This is a genomic window from Streptomyces litmocidini, from assembly GCF_014649755.1.
GTDB classification, from domain to species: Bacteria; Actinomycetota; Actinomycetes; order Streptomycetales; family Streptomycetaceae; genus Streptomyces; species Streptomyces litmocidini.
In genome coordinates this window covers 67,053-80,340 of sequence record NZ_BMTQ01000024.1, presented here as the reverse complement: position 1 = coordinate 80,340, position 13,288 = coordinate 67,053, and the positions used below count along the sequence as shown (strand labels likewise).

The following is a 13,288-nucleotide window of genomic DNA, read 5'->3' as shown; positions in this document are numbered from 1 at the left end:
TGCCCTCGCCGGCCGTCACGCCGTCAAGGCGGGTGCCCTCGCCGGCCGTCACGCCGTCAGGGTGGGTGCCCTCAGCAGCCGTCACGCCGTCAGCAGGTGGGCGATCGCCCGGCAGGCCGCCGGGATCGGGGCCACGACGCGGACCGCGCAGCGGGCGTGGAGTTCCTCGGCGGCCTCGCCGAGCGGTCCGCCGCCGATGACGACGGCGCGGGCCCCGTCCCGTTCGGCACAGGCCCGGACGGCGCGCTCCAGCCGGTCGAGGAGGAGCACCGGATCGGCGGAGAGGCGCTCGGGGGCGCCGGCGGTGAGCCGGAGGCCGGTGTACCGGTCGGCGAGGCCGAGGGCGGTCACGCGCGCGTGGATGGCGTCGGCGAGGAGCGGGGTGGTGGTGGCGATCCCGAAGGGCGTCCCTCCGGCGGCCGCTTCCAGGAGCGCCGCCTCGCCGAGGCCGACCACCGGGACCCCGGACGGGGCGGCCGCCTCGCGCAGCCGCGCGAGGCCCGGGTCCCCGAAGGCGGCGACGAGGAGGGCGGCGCAGTCGCCCCGGGCCGTGGCACGGAGGCCCGCCGCGAGGACCTCGGGCGCGGCGGCCCTCAGTGCCTCCGGGTCGGTGAGCATGCGCGGCCCCCGGGCGACGGTCACGCCCCGGACAGGTCGGGCGGGGCCGAGGGCGCGCCGGGCGATGGCGGTCATCATCGCGGTCGTGGCGGTGGAGGTGTTGGGGTTGACCAGCACCACCGCCCCGGGCCCCGCGGCGTGCGCGGGGGCCGGGGCGGGCGGGGGGACGAGGAGCGGGTTCAGTGGACGTGCGCCGCCTTCGCGGTGCGGCTGCCGGAGATCTCCTCGCCGGGCTCCATGGGCGCGGTGACCTCGTCGGCGTCGCGGCCCCGGCCCAGGTGGTTGAAGACCACGTTGAGGAGGACGGCGGCCACGCAGCCGGTCGAGATGCCGGAGTCCAGGATGATCTGCGCGGTCTCCGGGAAGGCGTGGTAGAAGTCCGGCTTCGTGATCGGGATGATGCCGACGGCCAGCGACACGGCCACGATCAGCACGTTGTTGTCCTTCTCCAGGCCGGCCTTGACCAGGGTCTGGATGCCGCTGGCGGCGACCGAGCCGAAGAGGACGACGCCCGCGCCGCCGAGGACCGGCCGGGGCACGACCGAGATGAGCGAGGCGGCGACCGGCGAGAGGCCCATGAGGACCAGGAAGCCACCGCCGCAGGCCACGACGAAGCGGCTGCGGATCCTGGTCATGGCGACCAGGCCGATGTTCTGCGCGAAGGCGCTGCACATGAAGCCGTTGAAGAGCGGGCTGAGCGCGGAGCCGAGGGTGTCGGCGCGCAGTCCGGCCGCGATGGTCTTCTCGTCGGCGGGCCGCTCGACGATCTCGCCGAGCGCCAGCATGTCGGCGGTCGACTCGGTCATGGAGACGAGCATGACCACGCACATGGAGATGATCGCGGCGAGGGCGAACTGCGGGGCGCCGAAGTGGAAGGGGGTCGGGAAGCCGACGATGTCGGCCTCCTTCACGGGGCTGAAGTCGGTGACGCCGAAGGGTATGGCGATGAGCGTGCCGAGGACGAGGCCGACCAGGACCGCGACCTGCTTGAGGAAGCCGCGGGTGAAGCGGCGCAGCAGCAGGACCACGACGAGCGTGATGCCGGCGAGCGAGAGGTACGTGGTCGAGCCGTAGTCCTCGGCCTTGGGGTTGGGCCCCTGGGCCCAGCCGAACGCGACCGGGAGGAGGGAGACACCGATGAGGGTGATCACGGAGCCGGTGACGACCGGCGGGAAGAACCGCACGAGCCGGGAGAAGAAGGGGGCGGCGGCGAAGCCGAGGAGTCCGGCGACGATGATCGCGCCGAAGATCACGGGGAGCGCGTCGGCCTTGTCCCGGGTGGTGTCGACGATCGCCAGCATCGGCGCGACACCGGCGAAGGTGACGCCGTTGACGAACGGCAGCTTGGCGCCGATCTTCCAGACGCCGAGCGTCTGCAGGAAGGTGGCGAGGCCGGCGGTGAAGAGGCTGGCGCCGGTGAGGAAGGTGAGCTCGGTGCCGGAGAGGCCGACGGCCGCTCCGACGATCAGGGGCGGGGCGACGACGCCCGCGTACATGGCGGCGACGTGCTGGAGGCCGCTGGTGAGCATCTTGAGTGGGGGCAACGTCTCGTCGACCGGATGCTTCTCGCGGTCTTCGGGGGCGGGGCCTGCGTCTGGTGCATTGCGAACCTGGGGCTTGGCGGCCACGGCGGTTCCTCCGGTCGGTTACACGTCGGCGGCGACGAGGGGTTCAGGGAGGTGGTGCGATGCGGTGCGAAGTGCAGGAGGTGCGGCTCGTTGCGGGGTGGAGCGGTACCGCGGAGGGGGTGCGGCACGGGGACGGGTGCCCGGTGTGGGGGTGCGGGCACGTTTCACCGTCCCGGGTGGTGCCGTACGACGTGTGCGTACGGCACCACCCGGTCGGGCTGCCGCGGACCCCGCTCGGGTCCGCGGCGACCGACCGAGGGCCGTCCCCCTCGGTCGGACTCCATGGGGAGGGTCAGCTCTGGGCCGTGATCCGGGCCAGGCGCTGCGCCTCCGCGCGCGCGTCGCGCGCGATCTGCTCCTCGTCGGCGAACAGCAGTCGGTTGTTCTCGACGATCTGCCTGCCGTTGACGAAGGAGGCGGTGACCGGGGCCGCCGCGCCGAAGACGATGGCGGTGACCGGGTCGGCGATCGAGGAGTGGCCGAGGCCGTCGATCTTCCAGAGGACGAAGTCGGCGAGCTTGCCGGCCTCCAGCGAGCCGATGTTGTCGGCGCGGCCGAGGACCTGGGCGCCGCCGTAGGTACCGAGGCGCAGGGCCTGGCGGGCGTTGAGCGCGGCCTCGCGGTGGGCGCCGAGGCGGTTGATGAGGAGCGCGTTGCGCAGCTCGGTGTGGAGCTCGCCGGACTCGTTGGAGGCGGTGCCGTCGACGCCGAGGCCGACGGGGACGCCCGCCTTGAGCATGTCCGGTACGCGGGCGATGCCGGCGGCGAGGCGCGCGTTGGAGGAGGGGCAGTGCGCCACACCGGTCTTGGTGCGGGCGAAGGCCTCGATGTCGGAGTCGTTCATGTGGACGCAGTGCGCCATCCACACGTCCTCGCCGAGGAAGCCGGTCGACTCGAAGTAGTCGGTCGGGCCCATGCCGAAGAGCTCGTGGCAGAACTTCTCCTCCTCCACGGTCTCCGAGCCGTGGGTGTGCATGCGCACGCCGAGGCGGCGGCCGAGCGCGGCGCCCTCGCGGAGCAGCTCGGTGGAGATGGAGAAGGGCGAGCAGGGGGCGACGGCGACCTGGGTCATCGCGTCGAAGGAGGCGTCGTGGTACTTCCGCACGGTCTCCTCGGTCGCGGCGAGCGCGCCCTCGGTGGTCTCGACGGCGAAGTCCGGCGGCAGGCCGCCGTCCTTCTCGCTGCGGTCCATGGAGCCGCGGGCCAGGGTGAAGCGGACGCCCATGTCGGAGGCCGCGCCGATGATGGCGCCGGACAGGTCGCCGGAGCCCTGCGGGTAGACGTAGTGGTGGTCCATGGCCGTGGTGACACCGCCGCGGGCCATCATCGCCAGGGAGCCCTGGGCGGCCACGCGCACCATCGACTCGTCGATCCGGGACCACGTCGGGTAGAGCGCGACCAGCCAGTTGAAGAGGTTGTGGTCGGTGGCCAGGCCCCGGGTGATCCACTGGTAGAAGTGGTGGTGGGTGTTGACCAGACCGGGCGTCACCAGGTGGCCGGTGGCGTCGATCCGGCGGACCACGTTCTCCAGGCCCTCGGGCGCCTTGCCGGCGCCGATGGACTCGATCTTGTTGTCGGCGACGACGAGGTACCCGGAGGCGTACTCGGTGTCGTTCGCGTCGACGGTCGCGATCGCCGCGTTCTCGATGACGATGCGCTGGGCTGCCGAAGGTGCTGCCATGGCGGTGCTTCCTTCATTCCTCGGGGATGGTTCGGGCACGGCAGGACCCTAGGAGGATTTGAGTGCCGGAGCCGCGTGACGGCTCCGGGTGCCGAGATGGTGGAAGAACAGGTTCAGCAGGACGGCCACGAGCGCGCCCGCGCTGATGCCGGAGCCGAGGACCGTCTGCGCCCAGGCGGGGAAGCCGGCGTAGAAGGTGGGAGCGGCGAGCGGGATGATGCCCGCTCCGAGCGCGACGGCCACCAGGATGATGTTGGAGCTGTCGTCGAGTCCGGCCTCGGACAGGGTGCGGATGCCGCTGACCGCGATCGAGCCGAAGAGGACGATGCCGGCGCCGCCGAGGACGGGCATCGGGACCATGGAGACGACCGCGCCGAGGACGGGGAAGGCGCCGAGGACGAGGAGGGCGCCGCCGGCGACGGCGACCACGTACCGGGAGCGGACCCGGGTCAGCGAGACGACGCCGACGTTCTGCGCGAAGGCGGAGGTCGGGAAGCCGCCGAAGACGGGGCCGAGCAGGGTGGCGATGCCGTCGGTGCGCAGGCCGCGGGTGATGGTCCTCCCGTCGCTGCGGCGCTCGCAGATCTCGCCGAGGGCGAGCATGCCGGCGCTGGACTCGGTCATGAGGACCAGCATCACGATGCACAGGGAGAGGATCGCGGCGGGCTGGAACTCGGGGGCGCCGAAGGCGAAGGGGGCGGGCAGGGCCGCGACGGGGGCCTCGCGCAGGGCGCTGAAGTCGGCCATCCCGAAGGGGATCGCGGCGAGGGTGCCGATGAGCAGGCCGAGCAGCAGGGCGATCTGCTTGACGAAGCCCCTGCCGAAGCGCTGGAAGAGCAGGACGACGACGAGGGTGAAGCCGGCGAGGGCCAGGTACTTCATGGCGCCGAAGTCGGCGGCGGTCTTGTCGCCGCCCTGGGCCCAGCTGACGGGCACCGGCATCAGGGTGACGCCGATCAGGGTGATGACGACGCCGGTGACGAGCGGCGGGAAGAAGCGCAGGAGCCTGCCGAAGAAGGGCCCGACGGCGAGGCAGAAGACTCCGGCGACCATCACCGCGCCGTAGATGGCGGGGAGCTGGTGTCCGGGGGCGCTGGTCTCGGCGATGGCGAGCATCGGGGCGATGCCGGCGGACGAGGCGGCGTTGACGAACGGGAGCCGGTTGCCGGCGAAGCGTCCGAGGCCGAGGGTCTGCAGGATGGTCGCGCATCCGGCGATGAGCAGGCTGGCCGCGATGAGCCGTGTCATGCCTGCGGCGTCCAGGCCGACGGCCTGGCCGATGATGAGCGGAGGGGTGACGACGCCGGCGTACATGGCGGCGATGTGCTGGAGTGCCGCGGGGACGAGCCGCGAGGCGGGGAGCTTCTCGTCCACCGGGTGGCATTCGGCCGAGGCCGTTCCCGGGGTGGACGGAGGGGTGGAACACGGGCCTTCGGCGGTTGCCGGCCCCTTTGCAGGCTGTGCCATGAGATTCCCTCCGGTCTGGCGCGGCCCCCGCCCGACTGCGGGCGGGCGGGGGCCGTCACTCAGATGCCGCTTAGAGGTTGGTCATGTCGACCGGGATCTGCGCCGTGGCTCCGTCGCGGAGGACGGTGGCCTCGATGAGGCCGTACATGCGGTCGGCGGCGTAGTAGACCTCGTTGTCGTTCTTCAGCCCGAAGGGCTCGAGGTCCACCAGGAAGTGGTGCTTGTTCGGGAGCGAGAAGCGGACTTCGTCGATCTCCGAGCGGTGGTTGATGATGCGCGTGGCCATCTGGTACAGCGTCTGCTGGAGGGAGTACGAGTACGTCTCCGAGAAGGCCTCGAGCATGTGCTTCCTGGTCTGCTCGTAGGACCGCTCCCAGTTGGGCATGCGCTGGTCGTCGTCGGTCCAGTTGAACCGCCAGCGACCGGACACCTGGGTGGCCAGGATGCGGTCGTACGCCTCCTGGAGCGTCGTGTACTTGTCCTTGATGTAGCCCCAGAACTCCGAGTTGGTGGAGTTCATGACGACGAGGTCCTTGAGGCCGGAGATGACCTCCCACTTCTCGCCGTCGTAGGTGATCTGGCTGACGCGGGTCTCCTGGCCCTTGCGGGCGAAGGAGTGGTTGACCTCGTCGGCGCCGATGAACTTGGAGTTGGCGTCGGAGGAGGCGATGCGCTCCCAGGCGTACTCCTCGATCCGGATGCGCGCCTTCTTGATCGGCTCCTGGCTCGTCACGAAGTGGCGGGCGAGGTGGATGCCGAACTGCTCGGCGGACTCGATGCCGTACTCCTTGGCGAACGCGAAGACGGTGTTCTTCGTCGTGTCGGTGGGGAGGCAGTGGGCGTTGGAGCCGGTGAGGTGGACGTCGTCGAGGTCGCCGGAGAGGGCGACGGAGACGTTCAGGTCCTTGATGTGGTGGGTGGCGCCGTCCCGCGTGATCTTGACGACGCGGTTCTCTGCTTTGCCGTACTGGTTCTGGCCGAGAATCGTGGGCATGTCTGCTAGCTCCCTCGGTAAACGGAGTAGCCGAACGGGTTGAGCAGCAGCGGTACGTGATAGTGCTCGCCCGGCTTGACGGCGAACGTGATCGCCACCTCCGGGAAGAACGCACCGCTGTCCCTTACGCGGGGGGCGTCCTGCTGCGCCTCGGCTTGCTTCTTGGCGAAGTACGTCTCGGTCTCGAAGTCGAGACGCACGTGAGTGGTTTCTTCCGGCAGCGCCGGCAGGTCCTTGCAGCGCCCGTCCGCGTCGGTGGCGGAGCCGCCGAGCGTGACCCACTGCGCGTCGGAGCCGCTGCGGGCCGCGAGCGTGATGGCCACGCCCTCGGCCGGGCGGCCGATGCTGGTGTCCAGGATGTGCGTGGACACCGAGGCGGTGGTGTCGGTGCTCATGCGGAGCTCTCTTCCTCGGAGGTCTCGGAGGTCTCGGGGTTCTCGGTGGTCTCCACGAGACGGTTCAGCCGGATGCGGTTGATCTTGCCCAGTTCGGTGCGGACGATCTCCCGCTCCTTCTCGGGCGAGTTCCCGATCCGTTCCCGGACCGCGTCGCGCATCTGCTCCCCGGTCCTGCCGGTGGCGCAGATGAGGAAGACATGGCCGAACTTCTCCTGATAGGCCAGGTTCAGTTCGAGCATCTCGGCCTTGAGCTCCGCGGAGGCGCCGGCCATCCCGCTCTGCTCGCGGGAGGAGGTCGGGTCCCCTGCCTTCGGACGACCGATCGGCGGGTGCCCCGCCATCGCCTCGGCCAGATCCTCGGCGGTCAGCTCGGCCATGGCGGCGTCGCTGGCGAGGAAGAGGGCTTCGGCGGTGGAGTACGGGCGCTGGGCGAGGACCTTGCTCCCCCACGCCGAACTGGAACACACCTCGTGGAGCGCGGCGACGGCCTCGCTGTCCGAGGAGGTGTTGAACCGGGTGAGGCCCGGTGTCGTACCTGAAGTCACGGGAAGCCTCCGTGGCTGTTTTTCGCTGTGCGTCGGACGGGCTGCGGATAGCTAACGCCCTCCGCAACACGACGTCAACACTTTGTTGAAAACTCGGCCACACAAAAGCCGTCGTCCCGACATCTGGACGACGGCTTCCGGTCACGCATGATCAACTACTCGGCCTTGGCGGCTTTTTCCCTGTTCAGGGCGGTCTCCCGGTTCAGGTAGTTGTACACCGTGAAGCGGCTGACGCCGAGCGCGCCCGCCACCGTCTCCACCCCGTGCCGCACCGAGAAGGCACCGCGCGCCTCCAGGCTCCGGACGACCTCCTGCTTCGCCTTGCGGTCCAGTTCGGCCAACGGCATCCCGTGCCGCCGCTCCATCGCCGCGAGGATGTGGTCCAGGGAGTCCGAGAGCTGGGGCAGGCGCACGGCGAGCACGTCCTCGCCCTCCCAGGACAGGACGACGTCGTCGGCCTCCGCCTGCGCGGGGACGAGCAGCTCGGCTCCCATGGCGTCCACCAGGGGCTTCACCGCCGCGATCAAGGGGTGCTCGCTCACTTCCCGTCCTCCCCGATCACGTTCACCTGGAGCGAGACGCGCGTGGCGCCGGCCGCGAGGGACTCGCGCAGCAGGGCGCCGACGGCGGCGAGCACCGCGTCGGCGTCGCCTTCCGCCGTGTTGCCGAAGGGGCCTACGTCGACCGCGTCCAGCTCGGCCGCCTGGATGACCTCACGTGCCACGACCGCGTGCGCCGGTGCCTCGTCGAGGTCGAACGGCTCGGTCGTGAACTCCACTCTCAAACGCTCCATGGCCCCACGCTAAGGCCCCGCCCGCCCCCGCGGGAGCCCCGGACCTGCGGGGACCTCTTGACAAGTGCGCCGCCCGCCTTGCAACATTCCGTCAGACAGAAACTTACTTCCGCAATACGGAAGGAGCGCCGCCCCTCATGGGATACTCGGACCAGCGCTTCGATGTGAACCTGTCGATCCTCTTCACGGAACTCCCGCTCCTGGAGCGCCCCGCGGCCGCCGCCGCGGCGGGCTTCACGGCGGTCGAGCTGTGGTGGCCCTGGATCGACACCGCCACCCCCGAGCAGAGCGAGCTCGACGCCCTCAAGAAGGCCCTTGAGGACGCCGGCACCCAGCTGGTGGGCCTGAACTTCTACGCCGGGCAGCTCCCCGGCCCGGACCGCGGAGCACTCTCCGTGCCCGGGGAAGAGTCGGACCGCTTCCGCGCCAACATCGAGGTGGCCGCCGACTTCGCCGCCTCCGTCGGCTGCAAGGCGCTCAACGCCCTCTACGGCAACCGCGTCGAGGGGGTGGACCCGCAGATCCAGGACACCCTCGCCCTGGAGAACCTGGTCCTGGCCGCCCGCGCGGCCGACCGCATCGGCGCGGTCCTCCTCGTCGAGACCCTCAACAAGCCGGAGTCGCCGCTCTACCCGCTGGTGAGCGCCCCCGCCGCGATCGAGGTCATCGACAAGGTGAACGCGGCCACCGGCCTCGGCAACGCCAAGTTCCTCCTCGACATCTACCACCTGTCGATGAACGGCGAGGACGTCAGCCAGGTCATCGCGGAGTACGCGGCCAAGACCGGTCACGTCCAGATCGCGGACAACCCGGGCCGCGGCGCGCCGGGCACCGGCGACCTGCCGCTCGAGCAGCTCCTCGACGAGCTGAAGAAGGCCGGTTACGACGGCTGGGTCGGCCTGGAGTACAAGGCCGCCGACGCCGCCGCTTCCTTCGAGTGGCTGCCCGCCGAGGCCCGCCCGGCCCGCTGACGCAGGCTCCCTCCCCGTATCACCTTGTTTTGAGAGGCACCCTCATGAGCAACCTCCCCAAGATCGCATGGATCGGCCTCGGCATCATGGGCTCCCCCATGTCCGAGAACCTGATCAAGGCCGGCTACTCCGTCACCGGCTTCACCCTGGAGCAGGACAAGCTGGACCGCCTGGCCGCCGCCGGCGGCACCGCGGCCGGCTCGATCGCCGAGGCCGTCGAGGACGCCGACGTCATCATCACGATGGTGCCCGCCTCCCCGCAGGTCGAGGCCATCGCCTACGGCCCCGACGGCATCCTGGAGAACGCCAAGCAGGGCGCGCTGATCGTGGACATGTCCTCGATCACCCCGCAGACCTCGGTCGACCTGGCGAAGAACGCCAAGGAGAAGGGCGTCCGCGTCATCGACGCGCCCGTCTCCGGCGGCGAGGCCGGCGCCATCGAGGCCGTGCTCTCGATCATGGTCGGCGGCGAGCAGGCCGACTTCGACGAGGCCCTCCCGATCCTGGAGGCCCTCGGCAAGACCATCGTGCTCTGCGGCCCGCACGGCTCCGGCCAGACGGTGAAGGCCGCCAACCAGCTGATCGTCGCCGTCAACATCCAGGCGTGCGCCGAGGCCGTGGTCTTCCTGGAGAAGTCGGGCGTGGACCTGAACGCCGCCCTCGACGTCCTCAACGGCGGTCTGGCCGGCTCGACCGTGCTGACCCGCAAGAAGGACAACTTCCTGAACCGGGACTTCAAGCCCGGCTTCCGGATCGACCTGCACCACAAGGACATGGGCATCGTCACCGACGCCGCCCGCAACGTCGGCGCGGCCCTCCCGGTCGGCGCGGTCGTCGCCCAGCTCGTCGCCTCGCTGCGCGCGCAGGGTGACGGCGGCCTGGACCACTCGGCCCTGCTGCGCGCCGTCGAGCGCCTCTCCGGCCAGCAGGTCTGATCCCTGGGGCCTGCCCTCCGGGTCAGGCCCCAGCCCCTTCCCGGGGCCCCTGATTTCCGGTCGGCGGCGGCGCTGACAACCTGTCCTGTCGCGCCCAGGCGTCGCCGCCGACCGGAACACCACACTTCATTTTCAACAAACTGTTGACGTGCTGTTCGAGGCGAATTTACGCTCCTCGCACCCGCCAGCAGAGCTCCCGTACGGAAGGTCACGATGTCGAAGCGCGTGCTTACGACCGAGTCCGGCGCCCCCGTCGCCGACAACCAGAACTCCGCCACCGCCGGCGTCGGTGGCCCCCTCCTCCTCCAGGACCAGCACCTGCTGGAGAAGCTCGCGCGCTTCAACCGTGAGCGGATCCCGGAGCGCGTGGTGCACGCCCGCGGCTCCGGCGCGTACGGCTACTTCGAGGTGACCGACGACGTCACCGCGTACACCAGGGCGAACTTCCTCGGCGAGGTCGGCAAGCGGACCGAGACCTTCATCCGCTTCTCCACCGTGGCCGACTCGCTCGGCGGCGCGGACGCGGTGCGCGACCCCCGCGGCTTCGCCCTGAAGTTCTACACCGAAGAGGGCAACTACGACCTCGTCGGCAACAACACCCCGGTGTTCTTCATCAAGGACCCGATCAAGTTCCCCGACTTCATCCACTCGCAGAAGCGCGACCCCTTCACGGGCCGTCAGGAGCCGGACAACGTCTGGGACTTCTGGGCGCACTCCCCCGAGGCCACCCACCAGATCACCTGGCTCATGGGCGACCGCGGCATCCCCGCCTCGTACCGTCACATGAACGGTTACGGCTCGCACACCTACCAGTGGACCAACGAGGCGGGCGAGGCCTTCTTCGTCAAGTACCACTTCAAGACGAACCAGGGCATCCGCTCCCTCTCCGCCGAGCAGGCCGCCGAGCTCGTCGGCAAGGACGCCAACTCGCACCAGACCGACCTGCTCCAGGCGATCGAGCGCGGCGTGAACCCCTCCTGGACCCTGTACGTCCAGATCATGCCGGCCGCCGAGGCCGCGGACTACCGCTTCAACCCGTTCGACCTCACCAAGGTGTGGCCGCACGCCGACTACCCGCTGCAGCGCGTGGGCCGCCTGGTCCTCGACCGCAACCCGGACAACGTCTTCGCCGAGGTCGAGCAGGCCGCGTTCTCCCCGAACAACTTCGTCCCGGGCATCGGCCCCTCGCCGGACAAGATGCTCCAGGGCCGCCTCTTCGCCTACGCGGACGCCCACCGCTACCGCCTCGGCGTGAACCACACCCAGCTCCCGGTGAACGCCCCCAAGGCGACCGCGGCCGACAACTACGGCCGCGACGGCCTCATGGCCACCCGCAACGGCTCGCGCCACGACAAGAACTACGAGCCCAACTCGTACCAGGGCCCGGCCCAGACCGACGCCGCGCTCTCCGCGCCGCTCGCGGTCCACGGCTGGACCGGCACCCACGAGGCGCCGCAGCACGCCAAGGACGACGACTTCTTCCAGGCCGGCGAGCTCTACCGCCTGATGTCCGAGGACGAGAAGAAGCGCCTGGTCGCCAACATCGCCGGCGGTCTGTCCCAGGTGTCCCGCGAGGACGTCGTCGAGAAGAACATCGCGCACTTCGCCGCCGCCGACGCGGACTACGGCAAGCGCGTCCGCGAGGCCGTCGAGGCCCTGCGCGACTGATCGCGCGGCAACACCCAGACTGCGTACCACACCTGACGGGAGGTCAGTGCGGTACGCGGTCCGGATCGCCGGCCCGGATGAGGGGTGGTCGGCGAACCGGACAAGCGTGAGGACCGCGGCGGCGCCGAGCCAGTGCGGTGGTCAGGACGCCGGGCCCCCTTCTTGACCTGAAGGAAGGGGAACCGCCATGGCGCCCGTCGGCACCGCCGCGGTCCCAACGCCCCCTCCCGAGGGGCTCCGCCCCACCCGCAACACCCGCAACACCCGCAACACCCCAAGACTCCGCCCGGCGACGCGAACGTCCTGTCGCGCCAGCCTCGTGCCGCCGGGCGGTCACCAACGGGAGAGCGCGGAACCAGGTTTACGGTCCCTGGTTCCGCGCTCTTCTTCTTTTTCGGCCCGGGCGAGCAGGAACGTCACCGTGAGCGAGGCGAGGGCGAGCAGCACCATCCCCGTGCGCGGTGACGTGTACTGGGCGAGAGTGCCCGCCAGCGCCGCGCTCACCCCCTGGAGCGCCAGCATCCCCGAGGTGTGCAGCCCGAGGGCGTGACCGCCCAGCTCCTCCGGCACCAGCGCCATGAGGCGTTCCTGGTGCAGCAGGCTCGCCCCGTACCCCACCGCCGACACCGTCACGAGGACGAGCGCGAGGGGAAGCGCCGGATCGAGCGCGAACAGCAGGAACGGGGCCGCGAGCAGCGCCTGGAGCGGGAAGCGGACCCCGCCGCGCAGCCGCGCCGGCAGGAAGCGGCCGACGACGGTGTCCCCGGCCAGCATCCCGAGCGCGCCGCAGGCGAAGAGGAGCCCGGCGCGCTCGGGGGCGTACGGCACGAAGAGGGACTCGCAGCCGACGACGAGACCGTTCGGCACCCAGAGCGCGAGGTAGGCGCGGCGGCGGGCGGGCACGGCCCAGAGCCGTCCGTTGGTGCGCCAGGTCTCGGCGACCGAGGGCCGTCCGGCGGCGCGCGGCGGGCGCGCCCCCAGACCGAGGCGGGCGGCCAGGGCGGCGGCGAGGTAGAGCCCGGCTCCTGCCAGGACCGTGCCGCGGGGCGAGAGCAGGGCGACGAGGAGCCCGCCCGCGGCGAAGCCGCCGATCTGGCAGGCGCCGGCGGCCATGTTCGTCACGGAGCGGCCCAGGAGGTACTGCTCGCGCGGGAGGATCTCGTTCAGGAGCCCGTGGCGGACCCCGCCGCCCAGCGAGGCCGCGAGCCCCTCCGCGAGCAGGATCACGAAGACCGCCCAGGTCGGCAGGGCGGGGATCGCCAGGACGGCGGTGCCCAGGGCGAAGAAGAGGGCGATGCCCCCGAGCGCGGCGCGCGGCGGCAGCCGGTCGGCGGCGGAGAGCAGGGTGGTCGCGCCGAGGAGCTGGGCGAGCGAGGGGCCGAAGAGCGCCAGGGCGGAGAGGAGCGGGGACCCGGTCGCACGGAAGACGAGCGTGGCGAGGCCGAGTCCGGCGACGGTCTGGGCGGCGGTGTGGGCGGCGCCGGTGACGAAGAGCGGGGTGAACTCGGAGGTGCGGAAGAGCGCGCGGTAGCGGGGCATGCGGGGAGTCTCGGAGAGTGCGGCGGACCACCGGTACTGTTTCGCGGGGAG

The 13,288-nt window shown here is 71.0% G+C and carries 13 protein-coding genes; 3 read left to right on the top strand and 10 right to left on the bottom strand.

Annotation, left to right across the window (positions count from 1 at the left end; translation table 11 throughout):
- Window positions 1-81: 81 nt before the first annotated feature.
- The 9 genes from IE180_RS33430 to IE180_RS33390 form a co-directional block, all read right to left on the bottom strand.
- Window positions 82-738, bottom strand: coding sequence for an aspartate/glutamate racemase family protein (locus IE180_RS33430; RefSeq protein WP_190160702.1), 657 nt, complete (start codon window positions 736-738; stop codon window positions 82-84).
- Window positions 739-797: 59 nt separating this feature from the next.
- The gene (locus IE180_RS33425; protein WP_190160701.1) at window positions 798-2,246 is read right to left on the bottom strand and encodes a nucleobase:cation symporter-2 family protein; all 1,449 of its coding nucleotides are present in this window, start codon (window positions 2,244-2,246) and stop codon (window positions 798-800) included.
- A 292-nt stretch (window positions 2,247-2,538) separates the two neighbouring features.
- Window positions 2,539-3,927, bottom strand: coding sequence for an 8-oxoguanine deaminase (locus IE180_RS33420; protein ID WP_190160700.1), 1,389 nt, complete (start codon window positions 3,925-3,927; stop codon window positions 2,539-2,541).
- A gap of 48 nt (window positions 3,928-3,975) precedes the next feature.
- A complete protein-coding gene (locus tag IE180_RS33415) occupies window positions 3,976-5,394 on the bottom strand; it encodes a nucleobase:cation symporter-2 family protein (RefSeq protein WP_190160699.1) in 1,419 nt (472 codons plus the stop codon).
- Between the two features lie 70 nt (window positions 5,395-5,464).
- Window positions 5,465-6,388 carry a factor-independent urate hydroxylase gene (gene pucL / locus IE180_RS33410; protein WP_190160698.1) on the bottom strand — a complete coding sequence of 308 codons (924 nt, stop codon included), beginning with the start codon at window positions 6,386-6,388 and terminating at the stop codon, window positions 5,465-5,467.
- Window positions 6,389-6,393: 5 nt separating this feature from the next.
- Window positions 6,394-6,783, bottom strand: coding sequence for a hydroxyisourate hydrolase (uraH, locus tag IE180_RS33405; RefSeq protein ID WP_017236881.1), 390 nt, complete (start codon window positions 6,781-6,783; stop codon window positions 6,394-6,396).
- A complete protein-coding gene (gene uraD / locus IE180_RS33400) occupies window positions 6,780-7,331 on the bottom strand; it encodes a 2-oxo-4-hydroxy-4-carboxy-5-ureidoimidazoline decarboxylase (protein WP_190160697.1) in 552 nt (183 codons plus the stop codon). The genes uraH and uraD overlap by 4 nt, the downstream gene beginning before the upstream one ends.
- A 155-nt stretch (window positions 7,332-7,486) precedes the next feature.
- A complete protein-coding gene (locus IE180_RS33395) occupies window positions 7,487-7,825 on the bottom strand; it encodes a helix-turn-helix domain-containing protein (RefSeq protein WP_229861171.1) in 339 nt (112 codons plus the stop codon).
- Window positions 7,826-7,869: 44 nt separating this feature from the next.
- Complete coding sequence (locus IE180_RS33390) at window positions 7,870-8,124, bottom strand: thiamine-binding protein (protein ID WP_190160695.1); 255 nt, start codon at window positions 8,122-8,124, stop codon at window positions 7,870-7,872.
- A gap of 137 nt (window positions 8,125-8,261) precedes the next feature.
- Between IE180_RS33390 and IE180_RS33385 the strand changes: the two genes are divergently transcribed.
- The 3 genes from IE180_RS33385 (at window position 8,262) to IE180_RS33375 (ending at window position 11,698) form a co-directional block, all read left to right on the top strand.
- Window positions 8,262-9,095, top strand: coding sequence for a TIM barrel protein (locus IE180_RS33385; protein ID WP_190160694.1), 834 nt, complete (start codon window positions 8,262-8,264; stop codon window positions 9,093-9,095).
- Window positions 9,096-9,139: 44 nt separating this feature from the next.
- On the top strand, window positions 9,140-10,030 hold the full coding sequence (locus IE180_RS33380) for a 2-hydroxy-3-oxopropionate reductase (protein ID WP_190160693.1): 891 nt from the start codon (window positions 9,140-9,142) through the stop codon (window positions 10,028-10,030).
- A gap of 213 nt (window positions 10,031-10,243) precedes the next feature.
- The gene (locus IE180_RS33375) at window positions 10,244-11,698 is read left to right on the top strand and encodes a catalase (protein ID WP_190160692.1); all 1,455 of its coding nucleotides are present in this window, start codon (window positions 10,244-10,246) and stop codon (window positions 11,696-11,698) included.
- Window positions 11,699-12,031: 333 nt separating this feature from the next.
- Here IE180_RS33375 and IE180_RS33370 read toward each other — a convergent pair whose 3' ends face one another.
- Entirely contained in the window at window positions 12,032-13,237 is a 1,206-nt protein-coding gene (locus tag IE180_RS33370; RefSeq protein WP_190160691.1) for an MFS transporter, read from the bottom strand.
- Window positions 13,238-13,288 lie beyond the last annotated feature (51 nt).

Excerpts from the sequence above, each read along its gene's own strand:
- IE180_RS33420 (WP_190160700.1), bottom strand. The coding sequence starts at position 3,927 with ATGGCAGCACCTTCGGCAGCCCAGCGCATCGTCATCGAGAACGCGGCG.
- IE180_RS33415 (WP_190160699.1), bottom strand. The coding sequence starts at position 5,394 with ATGGCACAGCCTGCAAAGGGGCCGGCAACCGCCGAAGGCCCGTGTTCC.
- pucL (WP_190160698.1), bottom strand. The coding sequence starts at position 6,388 with ATGCCCACGATTCTCGGCCAGAACCAGTACGGCAAAGCAGAGAACCGC.
- uraH (WP_017236881.1), bottom strand. The coding sequence starts at position 6,783 with ATGAGCACCGACACCACCGCCTCGGTGTCCACGCACATCCTGGACACC.
- IE180_RS33395 (WP_229861171.1), bottom strand. The coding sequence starts at position 7,825 with ATGGGAGCCGAGCTGCTCGTCCCCGCGCAGGCGGAGGCCGACGACGTC.
- IE180_RS33390 (WP_190160695.1), bottom strand. The coding sequence starts at position 8,124 with ATGGAGCGTTTGAGAGTGGAGTTCACGACCGAGCCGTTCGACCTCGAC.
- IE180_RS33385 (WP_190160694.1), top strand. The coding sequence starts at position 8,262 with ATGGGATACTCGGACCAGCGCTTCGATGTGAACCTGTCGATCCTCTTC.
- IE180_RS33380 (WP_190160693.1), top strand. The coding sequence starts at position 9,140 with ATGAGCAACCTCCCCAAGATCGCATGGATCGGCCTCGGCATCATGGGC.
- IE180_RS33375 (WP_190160692.1), top strand. The coding sequence starts at position 10,244 with ATGTCGAAGCGCGTGCTTACGACCGAGTCCGGCGCCCCCGTCGCCGAC.
- IE180_RS33370 (WP_190160691.1), bottom strand. The coding sequence starts at position 13,237 with ATGCCCCGCTACCGCGCGCTCTTCCGCACCTCCGAGTTCACCCCGCTC.